The sequence below is a fragment of the Legionella nautarum genome (assembly GCF_001467895.1).
Classification (GTDB): Bacteria; Pseudomonadota; Gammaproteobacteria; order Legionellales; family Legionellaceae; genus Tatlockia; species Tatlockia nautarum.
Window position 1 is genome coordinate 713,602 of the sequence record NZ_LNYO01000024.1, and the last position, 19,444, is coordinate 733,045.

Here is a 19,444-nt window from a genome sequence, read left to right on the forward strand (position 1 = left end):
GAAAAATTATCGGATGACGTGTGGCTAGGAGTGAAAGGCTAATCAAGCCCGGAGATAGCTGGTTCTCCCCGAAAGCTATTTAGGTAGCGCCTCGTGAATGATTGCTGGGGGTAGAGCACTGTTTCGGCTAGGGGGCTGTCATGGCTTACCAAACCGATGCAAACTCCGAATACCGGCTAATTGAATCACGGGAGACACACGGCGGGTGCTAACGTCCGTCGTGAAGAGGGAAACAACCCAGACCGCCAGCTAAGGTCCCCAAGTTATGGTTAAGTGGGAAACGATGTGGGAAGGCCCAGACAGCCAGGAGGTTGGCTTAGAAGCAGCCACCCTTTAAAGAAAGCGTAATAGCTCACTGGTCGAGTCGGCCTGCGCGGAAGATGTAACGGGGCTAAACCATACACCGAAGCTGCGGATGTGCACTAAGTGCACGTGGTAGGGGAGCGTTCTGTAAGCTGAAGAAGGTGCATTGAGAAGTGTGCTGGAGGTATCAGAAGTGCGAATGCTGACATGAGTAACGATAAAGAGGGTGAAAAGCCCTCTCGCCGGAAGTCCCAGGTTTCCTGCACGACGTTAATCGGAGCAGGGTGAGTCGGCCCCTAAGATGAGGCAGAAATGCGTAGTCGATGGGAACCAGGTTAATATTCCTGGACTTTTTATAAGTGGTGAAGTGGGGACGAAGAAGGCTAGATGAGCCGGGCGATGGTTGTCCCGGTACTTGCATGTAGGCTGAGGAGCGAGGCAAATCCAGTTCCTTAAAGCGGAGGTGCGAAGTGGTTTCGACATTTCGGTGTACGAAGAAGTCATTGATGCCATGCTTCCAGGAAAAGCTGCTAGCCATAACTTATAGAGAACCGTACCGCAAACCGACACAGGTGGACAAGTAGAGAATACTAAGGCGCTTGAGAGAACTCGGGTGAAGGAACTAGGCAAAATGGTACCGTAACTTCGGGAGAAGGTACGCCCTTTTTGGTGAGTTAACACGCTTAATGAGCTGAAGAGGGCCGCAGAGACCAGGTGGCTGCGACTGTTTATTAAAAACACAGCACTCTGCAAATTCGTAAGAAGACGTATAGGGTGTGACGCCTGCCCGGTGCCGGAAGGTTAATTGATGGGGTTATCTTCGGAGAAGCTCTTGATCGAAGCCCCGGTAAACGGCGGCCGTAACTATAACGGTCCTAAGGTAGCGAAATTCCTTGTCGGGTAAGTTCCGACCTGCACGAATGGCGTAACGATGGCCACACTGTCTCCACCCGAGACTCAGTGAAATTGAAATCGCTGTGAAGATGCAGTGTACCCGCGGCTAGACGGAAAGACCCCGTGAACCTTTACTATAGTTTTGCACTGGACTTTGATGATGACTGTGTAGGATAGGTGGGAGGCTAAGAAGTATGAACGCTAGTTTGTATGGAGCCGACCTTGAAATACCACCCTGTTATTATTGAGGTTCTAACTTGGACCAGTAATCCTGGTTGAGGACAGTGTATGATGGGTAGTTTGACTGGGGCGGTCTCCTCCCAAAGAGTAACGGAGGAGCACAAAGGTACCCTCGGTACGGTCGGACATCGTACCAAGAGTGTAAAGGCAAAAGGGTGCTTGACTGCGAGAGTGACGGCTCGAGCAGGAACGAAAGTTGGTCTTAGTGATCCGGTGGTTCTGAATGGAAGGGCCATCGCTCAACGGATAAAAGGTACTCCGGGGATAACAGGCTGATACCGCCCAAGAGTTCATATCGACGGCGGTGTTTGGCACCTCGATGTCGGCTCATCACATCCTGGGGCTGAAGCAGGTCCCAAGGGTATGGCTGTTCGCCATTTAAAGTGGTACGCGAGCTGGGTTTAGAACGTCGTGAGACAGTTCGGTCCCTATCTGCCGTGGGCGTAGGAAAATTGAGAGGAGCTGCTCCTAGTACGAGAGGACCGGAGTGGACGAACCTCTGGTGTACCGGTTGTGACGCCAGTCGCATTGCCGGGTAGCTAAGTTCGGACGGGATAACCGCTGAAAGCATCTAAGCGGGAAGCCTCCCTCAAGATGAGTTTTCCCATGAAGCCCGTTGAAGACTACGACGTTGATAGGCGAGGTGTGGAAGCGTAGTAATGCGTGAAGCTAACTCGTACTAATTGGCTGATTGTCTTGACCATATAACCTGAATCGCTTCAGGTTGTTAAAGCAAGTGACAATAAATGAATAGTAAAATAGGAAGTGATTAGGTGTGAATAATAAACTCATTCATTCTTAGTCCTGATAATAAACTTGTGTTACCTCAACTCTTTACCAGACTGTTTGGTTAACACCAAGCAGTGCCCAGTTTTCCTGGCGACTATAGCGGTTTGGAACCACCTGAATCCATCTCGAACTCAGAAGTGAAACAGACCTGCGCCAATGATAGTGTGGGGTGTCCCCATGTGAAAGTAGGTCATCGCCAGGGCTTTATTATAGAAAGCGGCTTTTATGCCGCTTTTTTTATTTGCTTTTTTTGTCTTATTTTATTAATTTTTTTTATTAACTTTCCTAGAAGAATTATTAGATTGTTAATGTTCCTGCCTACGTACCGCAGCTTGTCCAAAGTATCCAGTCGATCTTTTTTCATACTGAGAACTCTGGATCCCGCGAACAAGTCACGCGATGTAGGAATGGACTTCAACCATAAACGTTGAGACAACAAGATCTACTGTCTATAATCAAACGAATTCCGCGTTTTTTCCCGAGATCACTAGGACAAATTTATGGCATGGATTTATTTATTTTTTGCAGGCCTCTTTGAAATCGTATGGGCAGTAGGCTTAAAGTATACAGAAGGTTTTTCAAAGCTTTATCCTTCATTAGCGACGATTTTAGCGATGCTGCTAAGCTTTCTCTTACTCGCCCAATCATTAAAAATACTACCTATTGGAACAGCCTATGCTGTTTGGACAGGTATTGGAGCTGTTGGTGCTGTTCTTTATGGGATTTATTTTCTTGGAGAACCGGCTACCTTGATACGGCTTAGCTGCATTGCTTTAATCATTATCGCTATCATTGGGTTAAAGTTGTCCAGCCCGCACTAACTTTTATTTTATGATTTCGCAAATTGCGTCGTGATTTTAAGAAAACTATCATAGCGCCGCTGAGCCAGTTTACCTTCATCCACGGCTGCAATGATTGCACAACCAGGGCTATCACGGTGGTTGCAATTGCGAAATTTGCACTGAGAAGTCAAGGGCTTGAATTCTCGATAGCCTTGAGTAATCTCTGAGACAGGCATATGCCATAAACCAAATTCGCGAACGCCCGGAGAATCAATTAAATTCCCACCCGAGGGTAAATGATATAGACGTGAGTTGCTTGTTGTATGACAACCTAACTCGGAGCCAACAGAGATTGCTGCAGTTTGAATATTATCCTCATGGGGAAGAATTCCTGCAATCAATGACGATTTTCCAACGCCAGACTGCCCAACAAACACGGAAGTTTGATGGTTGAGTGTTTCCTTGAGTAAATCATAGCCTTGATTATCTTGACTAGAAGTAAACAAAATAGGATAGCCAAGCGGTTCATAGAAGGCTAGTAGTTCGTCTTGCAAACTAGTGCTAGGAAGATCAATTTTATTTAGAACAATACAGACTTTAAGACCAAGATGTTCAATCATGACAAGATAGCTATCAAGCAATGACCAAGTCAGTTCGGGTTTTGTCGCTACTACCACAATAACTTGAGTGATATTTGCGGCGATGGGTTTAAACTCTCCTCGCTTATCAGGACGGCTTAACATGGATTCACGAGGGAAACGGCTAACCACGACGCCACCTTGCCCCTCTGTTTGCCATATCACTCGGTCGCCTGCGACCAAGGAGTCAATATTAGGTCGAATAGAGCAATGAATGCGGTTGTTTTGATCGGTTTCAATAATGGCATGACGGCTAAAACGGGAAAGCACTAAACCTTCTTGTGTGGATAGGGGTTCGTCGGTTTCGATTTTTTGCCGATAAGTGGCTTGTATTTTTTGAATACGCGCAGTTTGCTGTTTGCTAATTCGTCTTTTACTCATGGTTTAAACATAGTCTATAATTGACAGCATTATAAACCATATGAACCTGAATAGCTGGCAAAATCTAAAATGCTAACTGACTCGGTGCCATATTTTTTAAAAATCACAAGGTCTTTAATTGGAATGAAAGTTTATTTAGTTGGAGGAGCTGTTCGCGATCAGCTATTGGGATATCCAGTAAAAGAGCGCGACTGGGTAGTAGTCGGCGCCACTCCTGAGCGAATGCGAGAGCAAGGCTATCAACAAGTTGGTCGTGATTTTCCAGTATTTCTGCATCCTTCCACGCGGGAAGAATATGCTTTAGCTAGAACAGAGCGCAAGTCAGGACCAGGTTATTATGGGTTCACTTGTGATTACAATAAAAAGGTGACGCTAGAAGATGATTTGTTACGGCGTGATTTAACCATTAATGCGATGGCAAAAGACGAGGCAGGTCAACTTATTGATCCCTATCATGGACAAAAAGATCTTAAGGCCAAAATCTTACGACATGTCTCTCCTGCGTTTGCAGAAGATCCCGTTCGAGTCCTTCGTGTAGCACGTTTTGCGGCTCGTTATGCGCATTTGGGCTTTAAATTAGCAGATGAAACTCGTGCGTTAATGTATGCTATGGTAACTCGCGGTGAATTAAAACATTTGGTTGCAGAACGAGTTTGGCAGGAATGGCAACGAAGTCTTGAAGAAAAAAATCCCGAAGTTTTTATTCAGATATTAAGGGGCTGTGGTGCGCTTAAAGTGGTTTTACCGGAAATTGAGGCTTTATTTGGTGTTCCCAATCCAAGACAATATCACCCTGAAGTCGATAGTGGAGTGCATTCATTGATGAGCCTGCAGGCTGCTGTTGAATTATCATCTGATCCTCTGGTGCGTTTTGCAGCTTTAGTTCATGATTTAGGTAAAGCAGCAACGCCAATGACAGAATGGCCTAAACATTATGGGCATGAAGAACGTGGCGTCGAAATCATTAAGCCCTTATGCGAGCGTTTGCGGATTCCCGCTGACTATCGTAAATTTGCGGTAATGGTTGCTCGGTTTCATTTAAATATTCATCGTTTATTTGAATTACGAGCAAGCACAATAGTGAAAATTCTTGAGCAAACGGATGCTTTTCGCCGCCCTCAATTATTTGAAAAACTGTTATTGGCTTGCGAAGCCGATGCCCAGGGGTGCGGAGGTCATAAACTTAACTATCAGCAAGGCTTATCTTGGCGCTATATCCTTATGGAATGTGCTAAAGTGACTGCTCAAAATCTAATAGAGCAGGGCTTTCAAGGAGCAGCAATTAAGGAAGCATTACATCAACGGCGTGTAGCTTGCGCCGATCTTATTTCAAATTCGTGGAAACAACATGAAAAACAGCAATAATTTAATTTGGATTGATCTGGAAATGACGGGTCTTCTGCCAGAAAAAGATCGTATCATTGAAATGGCAACGATTGTTACCGACGCACAGCTCAATATTTTAGCTGAGGGCCCGGTGTTTGCTATTCATCAAGATGAAGCTTTGCTTGCAGGAATGGATGAATGGAACACGCGGCAGCATAATCATTCTGGCTTAGTTAAGCGGGTATTAGAATCAATAGTGACCGAAGCCGAAGCAGAGCGTCAAACAATCGATTTTCTCAAAAATTATATCGATCAAGGCAAATCACCAATGTGTGGTAATAGTATTTGCCTCGATAGACGCTTTTTGTATAACTATATGCCCGACTTGGCCGCCTATTTTCATTATCGCAATTTGGATGTAACTACTCTAAAAGAATTAGTAAAACGCTGGAGACCAAAATTGCTTCATGGAGTGATAAAAGAATCAAAACATTTAGCATTAGATGATATCAAAGACTCGATTGCCGAGCTGGCTTATTATCGTCAACATTTTATTAATTTAGCGGATACTAATTATGATTGAGCGCGAAGAACTTATTCTGCCTAATGAAGCCGATAAACTGTTATTGCATTCCTGCTGCGCACCCTGCTCAGGCGAGGTCATGGAAGCCTTATTATTTTCAAAGATAAACTTTTCTATTTTTTTCTATAATCCGAATATACATCCTGTACAAGAATACGAAATTAGAAAGAATGAAAATATAGTTTTCGCAGAAAAACATAATATTCCCTTTATCGATGCAGATTATGATAAAGATAATTGGTTTACACGAGTGAAGGGCCTTGAATGGGAACCAGAACGTGGAAAACGCTGTACAGCCTGCTTTGATATGCGTTTTGAACGTACAGCGCTTTATGCTTATGAGCATGGTTTTACAGTTATAAGTAGTTCACTGGGTATTTCTCGCTGGAAGGATATGAATCAAATTAATGAGGCTGGAATACGTGCCGCCAGTCGTTATCCTCAGCTAGAGTATTGGACCTACAACTGGCGCAAAAATGGTGGTGCGGCAAGGATGTATGAAATCGCGAAAAGGGAAAATTTTTATAAACAGGAATATTGCGGCTGTGTATATTCTTTGCGGGATACTAATGCTTGGCGCAAACAGAACACACGTGAGCGGATAAAGATTGGTATCAATTATTATGGGACCGAGCAAGAGCAGCAAGGATCAGACACAAAAGAAAATTAAAGGAGAGTAGCGATGATTTTTCATGAATATGAAGAAGAAAAGCATGACCATCAGGGGCACTCTCACGATCATCATCATGGTCATCACCATGGACCTAAGGAATATAATCGGGCGTTCTTGATTGCCATTATAGCGAATGGTTTGTTTGTGATTTGCCAAATTATTTATGCTTATATTGCAAATTCTACCAGCTTATTAGCGGATGCAATTCATAATCTTGGCGATGTCTTAAGTTTGATTCTTGCTTGGATTGCCAATGGTTTACTAAAGCGAAATCCCACCCAACTGACTACCTATGGTATGAAAAAAACCTCCATTTTAGCTGCCTTAGCAAATGGGGTTTTACTCGTATTTACCTGTGGAATTATTGCAACTGAGGCAGTGTATAAATTATTTTCACCATCGGAAATCCAGGCCATTCCAGTGATGGTCGTCGCAAGCGTAGGAATTCTAGTGAATGGTGCAACTGCGGCCTTATTTTTGCGTGGTGCGGATGATTTAAATATTCGCGCTGCTTTTCTGCATTTATTATATGATGCAGTTATCTCAATCGGTGTTGTGCTTTCCGCCGCACTTTTGTATTGGACACATTGGTTGTGGATTGACCCGGTTGTTGGTTTATTAATCTCGATTTTAATTATTAAAGGCACTTGGACGCTGTTCACAGATAGCTTTCGCCTCATTATTGATGGCGTTCCTCGAGGGATATCCTGGAATGAAGTGCGGGAATCGTTACAGGCCGAGCCTGGGGTCAAAGAAGTTCATGATCTACATATTTGGGCAATTAGCACCCAAGAAAATGCACTCTCAGTGCACCTTTACATGCCAGATTTGGTTTTAAGTGATGAAGCGCGACAGAATTTAGTAAAGCGCTTACATGATAAGCATAATATCCATCATGCGACTATTCAGGTTGAACGTGATTTATCGTTCTGTGCGGATGCTTGTACACCGACCTTGTGCTAAAGGCTTGGGAGAAATCTTGGGCTCTGAGCTGTCGACAGTTGTTATAATGTGATCCCAGCTTTCGCGGAATGACATTATGCATTCTTATCTTCGATTGCCAACACTAATCCCTCACGAAAGGCAATATAAGCACCTGGCTGGTCGTTTAAGTGTTCAAGTAAGTGACCTAATTCTTCATAAGCTTCGGCAGATGTTGCGAGGTTAATGCTTTTTTCTAAATAAGTTTTTGCTTTACCCCATAAATGATTTTGCACACATAAGCGGCCCAGGCAAAGATATAACTCAGCTGAATCAGGTTGTTTTTTCAGTAAGGACTCAGCGAATAGAAGCTGCTTATCATTCGTTCTCACTTTGCCATATAAGTTAATTAAATTATGGTCATATTGTCGACGCAGACAATGACGTAAAACAGATTCCGCTTTTTGATGTTCTTTATGAGCAATTAAAAAACGACAGTATTTAGCCATCAAGTCGGGGTCATGAGCAAGATTTTTAGGTAGTCGGTCGATTAACCGAGTTAAATTTTCAAACTGGGAATATTTTGTTGCATCTGAAATCGCTTGCAAATAAGTTTGCTGCTGTAATCGGTCAAACGCATTGCCGGTGACAACATGATATTTCTTTAATTCAGGAAGAAGAGTAATAAGTTGCGGCCAATCTTTAACTTCCATATAAAGACGCATGAGCAGTTTTAACACATAAGGATGTCGTGGAGCCAAATCTTGCAAATGACGCAAAGTGGCTAAGGCTTGCTCCCATTGCTGATTAGCAAGCTGCAGCTGCGCTTGAGTGAGTTCCACTGCTATTTTGGCATCTGGCATGGATTGCTGTGCTTCACGCAGATAATTGTCACGCAGTTGATTGTCACCCATCTCTTGGGCAGCTCGAGCTGCCGTTAAATAGTTGAGTAAAGGGCTTTCTGTATCTGGCAGCGCTTTGATTAAATGATTCTTAGCTTGCGACCAGTGGCCTTCGCTGAATTCAATTAAACCTTGCTGAGTTTTAGCCTGTGCTTTTTGGATCCGTCGTTTTGCTTGCCAATTGCGAAAAGTCGCAGGACTTCTGCCTAGTTTACCAAGTACCAATAGAATCCCATGCAATACAAAAAAAGCAATAATCAATGCAAAAATAGCAAACCAAAGCGTGGTTTCTACACTCCAGTGATTGATAGTAACCAGTAAATAGCCCGGATCATGGCTTAATTGAATTCCTACATAGACTGAAATTAATAAGACAAGAAAAATTATCAATAAGCGAATCATTGGGCTTTACCCCCTTCCGTAGTAGAGGTATCCATCGACTGCGTTTGTTTAGAAGCAATCAACTGATTGAGAAGAATAAGCGATTGATCGATAGTAGGTCTTACTGTTTCTAATTTTTCTTGTTGCAAGGACTGTAATTGTTTGATTAAAGTTTGTGTTGCTAAGGCATTTTCATTGAAAGCGCGCTTGATATTTTTTAAAGCCTGCGAGAGCGCTAATTGGTAGATTTTAGAATTATTGTGTAACAGTGCCCATTGTGCTTCTTGCAAATTAAAACGGATGCTATCACGTAGTAAGGTTTGATGAAGCGGTGAGAGTAAAGGTTGAATGTCTTCATCATTACGACGAACAACAACAAGCTTTTCCAAAACGTAGATGCTTTCTTTGAATTTTTGGCGCCAACCAGGATTTTCTTTATTGCTTGCCTGATTAAGCTGCGAATTATCTAAAGGCTGTTTAATGGGTAAATTGTCGATCGCATTTTCAGCGGCATCCAATTGACTTAAAAGTCCTGCAACATCTATTTTAGGAAGCGATTGCAGTTGGACTATTTCTTGTGCAATGGCTTGCCGTATATTAAATAATTGCTGATCAGGAATATTACGTAATAAGGCATCCGCTTGTTGTAAGAGGCTAATAGTCGCTCCTTGGTCATCACTCCAATGAGCATTAATTTGTGCCAGCTCCAAATAATAACGTGCTTTTAATAATAGCCAATCTTGCGTTTGAAAAAGACGCTGTTGCAGCGCAGATTCTAGATTTTCATGCATGGCTTGCATTTGGTTTTGCATGTTGGTTTGTGATTGGTGAGTCGTTGTTTTAACTGTATTAAGATTATTTTGGGTATCCGATTGCTGTTGTTTGATCTCTTCGATTGTACGATTGATTGTTTGTGTTTGTTGCTGATTGCGTTCCTGCGATTGTTTAGCAGCATAGATGGCATAAAAAGCGACTAGAAGTGCAAGAAGAGCCAAGGCGCTGGAGAGCAGGGGTATCCTCCGAGCTAATGGTTTAGAGGAGGGCCCCGCTTTAGTGGCGGATTTGTTTTGAATTTTATCTAACTGAGAAGGTTTATCAGCCGGTTTGGAAGACTTGGTCTGTTCTTCGTTGTTATTGGCCATGACTTAGTCCTTGGTTGAATTCGTGTAATGCATCTAATAGTGTTTCTGGGGTACTGACTATAATGGTTTGCATACCCAATAATGTGGCTTCTTTCGCCAAACGTTCGCTAATCACAATACAGGGTAAACTACGAAGCCAGTCTTTTGCCCCTTCACCAAACAAAAGAAAAATATTATGCATCGCTTGTTGACTTGTAAACAGTATAATATCCACAGCTTGATTGTGCCACAAGGAATGAAGCAGTTCTGAGTTTGCTTGCGGCAGAAGCTGTTTGTAGACCTGAAAGATCAATAAATTGGCGCCACGGCTAGTTAGTGTTTCTTCAATAAGGGGTCTTCCTTTTTCGCCTTTAAAGAGCAAAATGGTTTCGTTGCTGACCTGCTGTAAAGCCTTAAGTTCTAGCAAATGCTCACTGTCAGCAATCGCGGGAATCAGATCGACTTGGATACCATAATTTTTCAAAGCAGCAGCTGTTGCCTGCCCAACGGCTATAACTCGGATCGTTTTTGGCCAGTTTTTCGTTAGAACACTAAAGCAATGTTTCACTGCATTCGTGCTCACGAAGATAGCTTTTTTAACGGTATCCAGTGGCGGTAAGGAGCTTAGCCAATCATTGGGCGTTGGTTCAATGGTGATGGCCGGACATTCAAGAGCCACACCACCAGCTGCATTGATCATCTGGCTTAAGTTTTTACCCTGTTCAAGAGGGCGAGTATTTAAGACACGCAGGCCGTTGAGTAAACTCATGATTGGGCTAATAGCTCTGCTGCTCCTTTAGCATATAAGGCCTTAGCGCAAGCCTCTGCTAAATCTTGTGCCTGGGATTGATGACCCGTTCGAGTATCACTAATCACTTTCTTGCCGTCAATAGAGAGTACTTTGGCGCGCAGCTCTAATTGGTCTTTTCTCGCAGCTCTGCAGTATACGGCTAGAGGCGCATGGCAGTTACCGCCTAGTAAAGCATTCACCTGACGTTCAGCACTTACACATAGCGCAGTGAAGGAATCATTTAAAGGAGCTAAAAGGTCTTGGATTGCTCGATCATCTTGACGGCATTCTATACCTAGAGCCCCCTGACCACAGGCGGGAAGCATTAAATCCTCGTTTAAAATTTCATTAATCGAATTCTGAAACTCCATGCGTTCAAGACCAGCGACGGCAAGAATAATGGCATCATATTCCCCCGCGTGTAGCTTATTTAATCGCGTATTGATATTTCCACGTAGAGGTTTTATTTCAAGATCCGGACGCAGGGCTAAAAGCTGGGCCTGACGGCGTAGGCTTGCAGTTCCTACAACGCTTTTTGGAGGAAGCTCGCTTAGTTTACGGTGGTTGTTAGCAATGAATGCGTCTAAGGGATTATGTCTATCACAAATCGTAGTGAGCGCCAAACCCTCGGGAAATGTTGCAGGAACATCTTTCATCGAGTGAACTGCTATATCCGCTCTATTAGCTAAAAGAGCTTCTTCTAATTCTTTGACAAAAAGTCCTTTACCGCCAATTGATTGCAACTTATCTCGTAGAAATTTGTCTCCTGTAGTGCTCATAGGAACTAACTCTATTCTAAGTGAGGGCCAGTATTGATTAATTTTTTCACCAATGTGATTTGCCTGCCACAGAGCAAGAGGACTTTTTCGTGTTGCTATCCGCAAAACTTGAATGACCATTATTTTTTCTTACACAATTTTTTATTGCCATAATACACAGGATTAGTTTTTCTTGTAAGCCTTTTTAAGAAAGGGTTGTTGCTGAATGTGGGGCATCCGTTCGGATTCTGAACTATCCCCACGAAATTAAATAGGCTATTTAGTTCATTGATTATTTTGTTTATCCCGTTCGCACTGAGGAAGCGCGCAGCGCTGTCTCGAAGTGTCGCTAAAGGCTCCCAGAGCCTCAGAACAAGCCTATTTGGGAGCCCCTCAGGACAGGCTTCGAGACGCACGCCATGCGTACTCCTCAGGCAGAACGGGATAAAATGAATACAAATCCCTTAGATACTCATTTCGTGGGGATACCTCAGTCCGCAAGATTAACCGCAATCAATCCTTACAGTATCATCAATTAAAGAACACCAGCTCTTTTTCTCCCTCATCCATCATTACCTGCTCCATAGCAATTTTCAAAGCAGGAATGTTCAACTTCAAACGGCCGCGCTTATCAATCCATTGAAGTTCGGTAATCACATGACGAGTGAGAGTATCTTCCTGTAATCCCTTGCGAAATATTTCTTCCAAAGTTGCCTCTTTGAAATGAATATCCGGTTGCAGATTAAGGGTTTTATCGTTTAATAAAGAACTGTATTTTTTTATAAACGCGTTTTGTAATTGCTCTACGCTAATATCAATTTCTTGATTTTCTAAAATCTCTATATCAGGCGGAGAGAAATGATATTTGCGGGCAAATTTTTCATAAAAAAATTCAGCCAATAAAGCATGTGTATCTGCGCTTGGATGAATAGCATCCCAGAATAGAAAACCATCTGCCGGTGAGGTACCGTCATCTCTAATTTTGAAATAAGGCGAAGTCGTGTAGGGCACATCACGTTTCTTTTTCTCAAAATGGTATTTTTCTGGATTATCATAAATTTCTTTGAAATGTTTAGCGGTATCAAAAACAGTGATTGAACAATGCGGGTACATTTCAGCAAGTTCATTAGCAGCCTTCACTAACTGCTCGTTAAAATAAGTACTGCATTCATGGGCATTGTCAAGCTCAAAACCACCTAAGGCTTGGTATCGCGGGGATAAGGAAAGATCGGGTAAATTGAATAGTACGAAGTGGCGGTAGCCATTTTTGATTAATATTTCTGCATTTTTAATTCGCGCTTTTATTGCACGGTCCACTTCCGTATGGGAAGGTCGAGCATTCACAGTAATTAAGTCATTTGCTCCAGACCATTCAACAATAAGAGTTTGTTCTTTATGGGCAGCTGAGATGTTTTGCTCCCGATCGTAGGCGAGTAATTTTTCGCGTTTTGATTCTAAAGTAGACAGAATTAAACGAGTAAAAAAGCGAGAGATGCTATAGCTTAATGACCAACTATAATCATGAGATGTTAAGCCTCCCTCATCATAGGTTCTTACAAATTCATGGCCTTTATATTTAACATAAAGGTCATTATCTAAGCTGTAGCTTTGGTGAATGAGATTTTCCATTTTCGCATCACCAGTTAGAATTGCGTCTGAAATATCCGTAGCTTTTAATCCCTGCCTTTTAAAGTGACTGATTAAAAAGTCGCTGATAAAACGGGCGCTAATATGATCACTCCAAGTATACCCGTTGGTAAATCTGCCTCTAGATGATTTATTATGCAAGTCAGAGAGATAACGCAATATTAAGCGCCGATTGGCAGTGCCACGATCAGTAAGACTATCCCCTTGCGTGATAATGCGCGTTATGATTTTTGGTTTCACGATTTTTTCCTTGTTAGTTTAATAAATAAACAACTCGAATCGCCCATACAAAGGTATAAAAACCAAAAGCTAAGTACCCTAGACCTGTAGTGACTATTCCAGCATAAAACAGTTTGATAAAAATTAATACTCTTTTTTATCAAAAAATAAACAAAAAGAAATTTTTAATAGCGAAGTGACTCTTTGAGTGTAAGACTGGAATAATATTAGACACCTGCTGTTCATTAATGACTTGACTTTATTGAAGAGGTAGACAAATCTAGAGTGTTTCTAGGGAAAGAAATTTGGTCGCATGCAAAACTTTAAGAAAATAGTGAGTAATCTCGATCATTCTATGCAACGTAGTTTGTCTAATGCTGGACATCAATTAGTTGCAGTAGGGGCAATTGCCTTTTTGGGTTTTCCTTTATTTTATTTGATCTGGACAGAATGGTTTCCCCAGTCTTATGAAACATTTTGGCTGAGAATTATAGGAAGTTTTCTTGGACTTGGCTTAATGCTAAGCCCCTATTGGCCAAATTCAACAAGGGCATATCTGCCTTGGTATTGGTTTTTGTCAATTCTTTACACTCTATCGTTTTTTTTCGCTTTTTCCTTTTTTATGAATAATGCTAGCGTCATTTCAGCTATGTCTCTGCTTTGTTCAGTGTTTTTGTTAGTTTTGCTCGTTGATTTGCTAAGTTTAACCATTTTACTGCTGCTAGGCTGGGGAATGGCTTTGATTTGCTACTGTTTATTTGCTCCTGAGCTTTATTTTGGCGTAGAGCATATTGAAACTGCTCTTGTTTTATTGTTTGTCATTGTTACTGGTTCAACTGTCAATTATAAAGCGACTATGCTGCAACAGCAGCGTTTAGAAGGCATGGCCGCCGCAGCAGGAATGATAGCGCACGAATTAAGAACACCTTTGTTAGGAATTAAAAGTGGGGCGAAAGCAATGTCGCGGTATTCGCCACAATTGTTTCAAGCTTATCAACTTGCAAAAGAACAGGGGCTTTTAGGCAATACTTTAAGAGACTTACGCATGCAACAACTTGAAGAAGTAAGCGACAGAATTATCTGTGAAATTGATTATGCAAACACCATTATTGATATGTTATTAATCAAGGCAGGACGTGAAAATTTCTTGCAAAATTGTGTTCTGGAATCATGCTCTATGGCAGATTGTTTAGCGGCTGCAATAGCACGATATCCTTTCAAAACTTCTGAAGAACGTTCACTAGTTACTTGGCAAGGTGATTTTGCATTCACAGGTTCAAAATTATTGATGCAGCATGTGCTTTTCAATCTCTTAAAAAATGCCTTATATGTGATTGCAACTGCGCAAAAAGGAGAGATCAATATTTGGACTGAAAAAAGGGATAAATTTAATACGCTTTATTTTAAAGATTCTTCTATTGGTATGTCCTCTCAGCAACTGGCAAGAATATTTAATCATTTTTATACAACTACTTTTATGGGCACTGGGATTGGTTTATCTTTTTGCAAGCTGGTGATGAATCGCTTTGGAGGAGATATCCGCTGTGATGCAAAAGAAGGATGTTATACGCAGTTTATGCTTTCTTTTCCTGCAATTTGAGTTGACAAAATGATGAAGATTTTACCTAATATTTACGCGTAGTTTCTTTTATTTTATTTGGAAAAATAAAATAGTCGTGTTATTTTTATTTGCAATTTGTAAGTCTTCATTAGGTAATGCTGTTTGATGGCTTTTATTTAGCTATCTAAGCTGAAGATTGGGTAAGGGCTCAGATAAATAGAATTCTGAAACTTTTACAAACTTAGCATTAATTAGTGATAGGAACGCTCGCTCAGGAGGAGCCATGCAATACTCTTCTATACCTACCTGCTACTTTCCAAGCACGGCTTTATTTATTGATGATAGCCGTGATTTTTTGTTAAATTTTGTGCTGCAATTAGATGAGGGTTTGGCGTATCGAATTTTTGATTCTCCATTCGATGCACTTGATTGTATTCATAAAAAGCGCTGTGAATTAGATTTGCTAAGCCAACGTTGTTTAAGCGAATACACAGAAGCAAAGAATTGTCCCATAACTAATCATACAATTAATCTTAATTTAGCTGCGATTCATGCTGAAATATATAATGCTCGGCGTTTCTCAGAAATTTCTGTTGTCGTTGTGGATTATGCGATGCCGGGAATGGATGGTTTAGAGTTTTGTCGACGCATTGAAAACACTAAAATCAAAAAAATTCTCTTGACAGGGCAAGCTGACGAAAAGTTGGCAATTGAAGCGTTTAACGAGGGATTAATCCATCGTTATATTCAAAAAAGTGATCCTAATGTCGCTGAATTGATCACTAAAAGTGTCTATGATTTGCAAATGCAATATTTCCAAGCAATGTCAGATATGATTGTGAGAATGTTATCCGTGGCCTCACCTAGCTGTTTGCGCGATAAAAAATTTGGTGAATTTTTTCATCAACTTCGCCATGAGAAACGCATTGTTGAACATTATTTGGCTGATAATTCAGGTAGCTTTTTGTTGCTTGATGATGATGCTAATCCTAGTTTTCTGATTGTAAGAAACGAAGCTGATCTGCGCTTACATTATGATTTGGCTTTAGATAATGGCGCGAGTGGAGAAGTGCTTGATCAACTTGCAAGAGGGGAAAAAATCCCTTGTTTCTGGCAAGCCCAAACGCAAGCACCAAAGTGGAGTGATTGGTCGAGCTGGCTTGTTCCAGCACAGAAATTTAATTCTAATGATGAAACCTATTTTTATGCCTATGTGCGTGGCCCAGCACTCTTCGATGTTCAGCAAGAGAAAATTCTTTCCTATCATCGCCATTTGGAAGAACTCGATGCAGAGGAGTTGCTGTTAGTGTAGTTGGCCCCCTACGACATCATGGCTCGTAAGTTATCTTGAGTCCTGTACGTCATGGGCTCGTGTAGCGGGGGATCTTCGAATGATAACAATCCAAGTCACGAGGCTCCTTCGCTAGGCTCGCAATTGTGGATGTGCTGGGAAGGGCGAACTATTACTTTTGATTCAACCCTATACTCCAAACAAAGGCAATTGATATTTTTTTCTATCCAGTTTTGCCAAACAATCAACGACTTTAGCCAACTCCTCATGGCAATGATCAGCAGAGATAGATAATCGAATTAAGGCTTTATTTTTAGGTGTTGCTGGTGCACAGAATACTGCGCCGTGAAGATCTTCTTTTTCAAGCTCATTGCGCAGCCAAATTGTATTGGTTTCACTGCCCGTAATAAGTGGAATAATCTGCGAATTACTTTCGCCTATATAAAAACCAAGTTCTAAAAGCTTATTACGTAAAAAGGATGCATTATTATGTAGTTTGTCGCGTCGCCACTCTTCATTAATAATAATAGCAAGTGCAGCGCCAAACCCAGCTAAATCATGAGGAACCAATGCTGAACTAAAGATGGTGGGTAAAGAAGTATAGCGAATCAGCTCGATCAAATCATGATTTGCTGCGACTAAGCCTCCTCGACCAGAGAAGGCTTTAGCAAGACTCGCTGTGATGATATCCACTTCAGAGGATAAACCTAGCTCTGCGACTAAACCACTACCTTGTGGTCCATGTGTTCCTAAGGAATGAGATTCGTCGACGATGAGTAGGCAATCAAATTCTTTAGCGAGTTGGACATATTCATGTAGAGGGCTGATTGTTCCAGTTGAGCTGTAAATAGAGTCGACAGCGATAATTCCTGAACCATAACGTGCCAGGCGATTGCGCAAAGATTCTACAGAATTATGTTGAAAAGGAATTGGTTTAGCATTCGCTACCTTGACCCCTTCCCAAAATGACATGTGCGCATAAAAATCTAAATAAACCGGTAAATTAGGTGAAGCAAGGGCCTGGATTAAACCAATGTTGGCACACCAGCCCGACTGAGTGAGCAAGACAGCAGGGTAATGAATAAATTGAGCAAATTGTTGTTCGCAAGCAGAGAGCAAACTCTCATCGCTTAAAAAGACGGGTGATTGCATCTGACCATTTCCATGTTTTTTTATGGCCTTAATTTGTGCATGGATCAGCTTAGGATGATTGCTAATATGCAGATAATCATTACTAGAAAAAATCAATGAGTTCGCTGTGGGTATTTTTCCTTTGAGAATATGCTTGTCTTGCCAGGATTGTTTGATTCGTACATCAAAATATTGCTGCATAGCTTGATGAATAAAAAAAGGGAGTTTAGCTCTTATTTTGCTAGAGGATACCTTAGACTCCTTGTGAGTGAGCGCATTTCGCTCATCGTACTTAGCCATTCCTTTGCCTTATCACTTCTGGGTATACCAATCGAGCTAGCAAAACTCTAGTGTTTCCACTCTGTCATTTTTCTAATCAGAAATCCTGACCCATAAAGAACAATACCAGTAAGTATCAAGCTTAAAATACGTACAATTGTTGGTGTCGATGAAGCGTCATAAAATAGTGCTTTAATCGCTGCAAAACTTAAGATAAAGAGGGCTGATTTAGCCATAATCTTATCTTGGCGAATAAAGGCAAAACCGATTACGCACATGGCATAGAAAAGCCAAGATGCTGAGACAGCAAGAGAGCCAAAATCATTAGTGAGTTGATAAAGCCAGGCTATTCCAAGTAAATGTGCTGCAACCAGAACAAAATAATAGCTGTATTCATCTTTTAAAGTAAAGTAATCATGATGAAGGAGCAGAGCTGTCCAGATACTTGCAAAAGCAGCAAATCCAACAATAAACCAGGGTACGCTAAATTTCCCTGCGAGATGAGACAAGATATTAATATACTCAATTCCCAATATAATAATCAAAGCGGTCAAAGGAATAAGGAAAACGCGAGTAAATTTAAAGGACGCGAACTTCACATAAAGACTATATCCAAAGACAATGATGATAAATAACCAGGGTCGAAATGTTAGCGGTAAAAGCTCAAGGTAAATGGAGTGAAAACCAACAATAGTCGAAAAGGTTAAAATCACTAAACGGCTATTATAAAGTCTCTCGGAAAACCATCTTGTCGCCGATAAATAAAGCCAGATTAGAAGCGCTGCAAACCCTAATGAAATCCATGGGGCAAGTACTGGCTGAATGCGATCAATAAAATAATATTCCATTGCATAAAAGATCAGTAAAACCGGCAAGAAACTCCAAGCTTCTTTCTCAGTCATTTGCTTATGAGTGAGCTGAGTATGAAAATAGGTCCCCAGTGAAAAGATCAAATAATAGATTGCGAGAACGACGGCAATTAACCCATCTTGATTGAGTTGAAATCCAATATAAGAGGTAACTGCGATAGCCAAATAGGCAGAAATTACTGTTAAGGTGCGTGTTTGAACCCAGATGGAAAGTGTTGCGAAGGTAAACGAACAAATAATGAAATAATACAAGGAAAAAACGGCATTAGAATCGAATGCTAAAAGTAGGGGACCAAGAAAGGCGCCTAATGCGGCAATAATGGCATAAAGATCGTGTTTTATCTTTACGTAAAGCCAAATACAAAATCCAGAAATAAAACTTGTCAGTGCAATGGCCGTTTGAAATGAAATGAGATAATAAAAGGTGTACCCAGCAAAAACGGTAAGATACAAAATAATAGCTCCCGCTGCAGGTAACAAGCTAGCATAAGTCAGGTCGTATTCAAACAATTTAATGCCTGTTGTGATAAGAGCAAGGCCAAATAAAATTGCAAAAGCTAACTGTTTTTGTGGAGTTAGCCAACCGGATTGGATAGAAAGCTTAATAATAAAACCTGCAGCAAGAATAAAGCAGACCACAGCAACTATACCAAGCCAGTTGCCTGCTCTAGCAGGCTGGGGTTTATCGGTTAATGATTGCTGCAACAGTTTTGGTGTTTGCGTAGTGAGTTTGTCTTGAGCATTTAACGCTAATTGGTTTTCCATCATAGAAAGGCGTGCTTCAATAGCACTTAAACGCTCTTCAATATTGCTAAAGCTCACAAACGCCTCCTTTTTGGTAAATTCTTAGATTAAACTCTTCAGTCAGAGCAGCGATTTTACCATAATTATTAGATAAATTTTCGAGTATTTTTAATTGCAAAGATAAAGGCTGTGATTAACTAAATCCTCTTGCGAGCTAGCTT

The 19,444-nt window shown here is 41.3% G+C and carries 15 protein-coding genes and 2 rRNA genes (1 of these 17 cut by a window edge); 9 read left to right on the forward strand and 8 right to left on the reverse strand.

The window, feature by feature from the left end:
* From Lnau_RS14835 to sugE, 3 genes are all read left to right on the forward strand, one after another.
* Nucleotides 1–2,141, forward strand: a 23S ribosomal RNA gene (locus Lnau_RS14835) (it extends 755 nt beyond the left edge of the window).
* A gap of 171 nt (nucleotides 2,142–2,312) precedes the next feature.
* A 5S ribosomal RNA gene (gene rrf / locus Lnau_RS14840) occupies nucleotides 2,313–2,428 on the forward strand.
* Nucleotides 2,429–2,726: 298 nt separating this feature from the next.
* Nucleotides 2,727–3,047: a quaternary ammonium compound efflux SMR transporter SugE gene (sugE, locus tag Lnau_RS14845; RefSeq protein ID WP_058505899.1), complete on the forward strand. Its 321-nt coding sequence runs from the start codon at nucleotides 2,727–2,729 to the stop codon at nucleotides 3,045–3,047.
* Nucleotides 3,048–3,055: 8 nt separating this feature from the next.
* Here sugE and rsgA read toward each other — a convergent pair whose 3' ends face one another.
* Nucleotides 3,056–4,027 (reverse strand): small ribosomal subunit biogenesis GTPase RsgA, encoded by a 972-nt coding sequence (gene rsgA / locus Lnau_RS14850; RefSeq protein WP_058505900.1) that lies wholly within the window; start codon nucleotides 4,025–4,027, stop codon nucleotides 3,056–3,058.
* Nucleotides 4,028–4,150: 123 nt separating this feature from the next.
* Between rsgA and Lnau_RS14855 the strand changes: the two genes are divergently transcribed.
* From Lnau_RS14855 to Lnau_RS14870, 4 genes are read left to right on the forward strand one after another with little or no spacing between them, the layout of a single operon-like run.
* Nucleotides 4,151–5,392 carry a multifunctional CCA addition/repair protein gene (locus tag Lnau_RS14855; protein ID WP_058505901.1) on the forward strand — a complete coding sequence of 414 codons (1,242 nt, stop codon included), beginning with the start codon at nucleotides 4,151–4,153 and terminating at the stop codon, nucleotides 5,390–5,392.
* Nucleotides 5,376–5,936, forward strand: a complete 561-nt coding sequence (gene orn, locus Lnau_RS14860) for an oligoribonuclease (protein WP_058505902.1) — start codon at nucleotides 5,376–5,378, stop codon at nucleotides 5,934–5,936. Before Lnau_RS14855 ends, orn begins: the two co-directional genes overlap by 17 nt.
* Nucleotides 5,929–6,606 (forward strand): epoxyqueuosine reductase QueH, encoded by a 678-nt coding sequence (locus Lnau_RS14865; protein ID WP_058505903.1) that lies wholly within the window; start codon nucleotides 5,929–5,931, stop codon nucleotides 6,604–6,606. The genes orn and Lnau_RS14865 overlap by 8 nt, the downstream gene beginning before the upstream one ends.
* Before the next feature lie 12 nt (nucleotides 6,607–6,618).
* Nucleotides 6,619–7,572 carry a cation diffusion facilitator family transporter gene (locus Lnau_RS14870; RefSeq protein WP_058505904.1) on the forward strand — a complete coding sequence of 318 codons (954 nt, stop codon included), beginning with the start codon at nucleotides 6,619–6,621 and terminating at the stop codon, nucleotides 7,570–7,572.
* Between the two features lie 74 nt (nucleotides 7,573–7,646).
* Here Lnau_RS14870 and Lnau_RS14875 read toward each other — a convergent pair whose 3' ends face one another.
* From Lnau_RS14875 to Lnau_RS14900, 5 genes are all read right to left on the reverse strand, one after another.
* The gene (locus Lnau_RS14875; protein WP_058505905.1) at nucleotides 7,647–8,834 is read right to left on the reverse strand and encodes a heme biosynthesis HemY N-terminal domain-containing protein; all 1,188 of its coding nucleotides are present in this window, start codon (nucleotides 8,832–8,834) and stop codon (nucleotides 7,647–7,649) included.
* The gene (locus Lnau_RS14880; RefSeq protein WP_058505906.1) at nucleotides 8,831–9,955 is read right to left on the reverse strand and encodes a uroporphyrinogen-III C-methyltransferase; all 1,125 of its coding nucleotides are present in this window, start codon (nucleotides 9,953–9,955) and stop codon (nucleotides 8,831–8,833) included. The genes Lnau_RS14875 and Lnau_RS14880 overlap by 4 nt, the downstream gene beginning before the upstream one ends.
* Entirely contained in the window at nucleotides 9,945–10,703 is a 759-nt protein-coding gene (locus Lnau_RS14885; protein ID WP_058505907.1) for a uroporphyrinogen-III synthase, read from the reverse strand. Before Lnau_RS14885 ends, Lnau_RS14880 begins: the two co-directional genes overlap by 11 nt.
* Complete coding sequence (hemC, locus tag Lnau_RS14890; protein WP_058505908.1) at nucleotides 10,700–11,623, reverse strand: hydroxymethylbilane synthase; 924 nt, start codon at nucleotides 11,621–11,623, stop codon at nucleotides 10,700–10,702. Before hemC ends, Lnau_RS14885 begins: the two co-directional genes overlap by 4 nt.
* 390 nt (nucleotides 11,624–12,013) lie before the next feature.
* Nucleotides 12,014–13,369 (reverse strand): SGNH/GDSL hydrolase family protein, encoded by a 1,356-nt coding sequence (locus tag Lnau_RS14900; RefSeq protein ID WP_058505910.1) that lies wholly within the window; start codon nucleotides 13,367–13,369, stop codon nucleotides 12,014–12,016.
* Between the two features lie 292 nt (nucleotides 13,370–13,661).
* Here Lnau_RS14900 and Lnau_RS14905 point away from each other — a divergent pair, with 292 nt between their 5' ends.
* Together Lnau_RS14905 and Lnau_RS14910 are read left to right on the forward strand one after the other, a co-directional pair.
* A complete protein-coding gene (locus tag Lnau_RS14905; RefSeq protein ID WP_058505911.1) occupies nucleotides 13,662–14,948 on the forward strand; it encodes a sensor histidine kinase in 1,287 nt (428 codons plus the stop codon).
* 244 nt (nucleotides 14,949–15,192) lie between these two features.
* A complete protein-coding gene (locus Lnau_RS14910; RefSeq protein ID WP_058505912.1) occupies nucleotides 15,193–16,221 on the forward strand; it encodes a response regulator in 1,029 nt (342 codons plus the stop codon).
* 168 nt (nucleotides 16,222–16,389) lie between these two features.
* Here the strand turns inward: Lnau_RS14910 and cqsA are convergent, their stop codons facing one another.
* Both cqsA and Lnau_RS14920 read right to left on the reverse strand, forming a co-directional pair.
* Nucleotides 16,390–17,631, reverse strand: a complete 1,242-nt coding sequence (gene cqsA, locus Lnau_RS14915) for an alpha-hydroxyketone-type quorum-sensing autoinducer synthase (protein ID WP_058505913.1) — start codon at nucleotides 17,629–17,631, stop codon at nucleotides 16,390–16,392.
* 47 nt (nucleotides 17,632–17,678) lie between these two features.
* A complete protein-coding gene (locus tag Lnau_RS14920) occupies nucleotides 17,679–19,301 on the reverse strand; it encodes a DUF2339 domain-containing protein (protein ID WP_133134909.1) in 1,623 nt (540 codons plus the stop codon).
* Nucleotides 19,302–19,444 lie beyond the last annotated feature (143 nt).

Bases quoted from the DNA above. Each gene is read 5' to 3' on its own strand.
- sugE (WP_058505899.1), top strand. From the start codon at position 2,727: ATGGCATGGATTTATTTATTTTTTGCAGGCCTCTTTGAAATCGTATGG.
- rsgA (WP_058505900.1), bottom strand. From the start codon at position 4,027: ATGAGTAAAAGACGAATTAGCAAACAGCAAACTGCGCGTATTCAAAAA.
- Lnau_RS14855 (WP_058505901.1), top strand. From the start codon at position 4,151: ATGAAAGTTTATTTAGTTGGAGGAGCTGTTCGCGATCAGCTATTGGGA.
- orn (WP_058505902.1), top strand. From the start codon at position 5,376: ATGAAAAACAGCAATAATTTAATTTGGATTGATCTGGAAATGACGGGT.
- Lnau_RS14865 (WP_058505903.1), top strand. From the start codon at position 5,929: ATGATTGAGCGCGAAGAACTTATTCTGCCTAATGAAGCCGATAAACTG.
- Lnau_RS14870 (WP_058505904.1), top strand. From the start codon at position 6,619: ATGATTTTTCATGAATATGAAGAAGAAAAGCATGACCATCAGGGGCAC.
- Lnau_RS14875 (WP_058505905.1), bottom strand. From the start codon at position 8,834: ATGATTCGCTTATTGATAATTTTTCTTGTCTTATTAATTTCAGTCTAT.
- Lnau_RS14880 (WP_058505906.1), bottom strand. From the start codon at position 9,955: ATGGCCAATAACAACGAAGAACAGACCAAGTCTTCCAAACCGGCTGAT.
- Lnau_RS14885 (WP_058505907.1), bottom strand. From the start codon at position 10,703: ATGAGTTTACTCAACGGCCTGCGTGTCTTAAATACTCGCCCTCTTGAA.
- hemC (WP_058505908.1), bottom strand. From the start codon at position 11,623: ATGGTCATTCAAGTTTTGCGGATAGCAACACGAAAAAGTCCTCTTGCT.
- Lnau_RS14905 (WP_058505911.1), top strand. From the start codon at position 13,662: ATGCAAAACTTTAAGAAAATAGTGAGTAATCTCGATCATTCTATGCAA.
- Lnau_RS14910 (WP_058505912.1), top strand. From the start codon at position 15,193: ATGCAATACTCTTCTATACCTACCTGCTACTTTCCAAGCACGGCTTTA.
- cqsA (WP_058505913.1), bottom strand. From the start codon at position 17,631: ATGGCTAAGTACGATGAGCGAAATGCGCTCACTCACAAGGAGTCTAAG.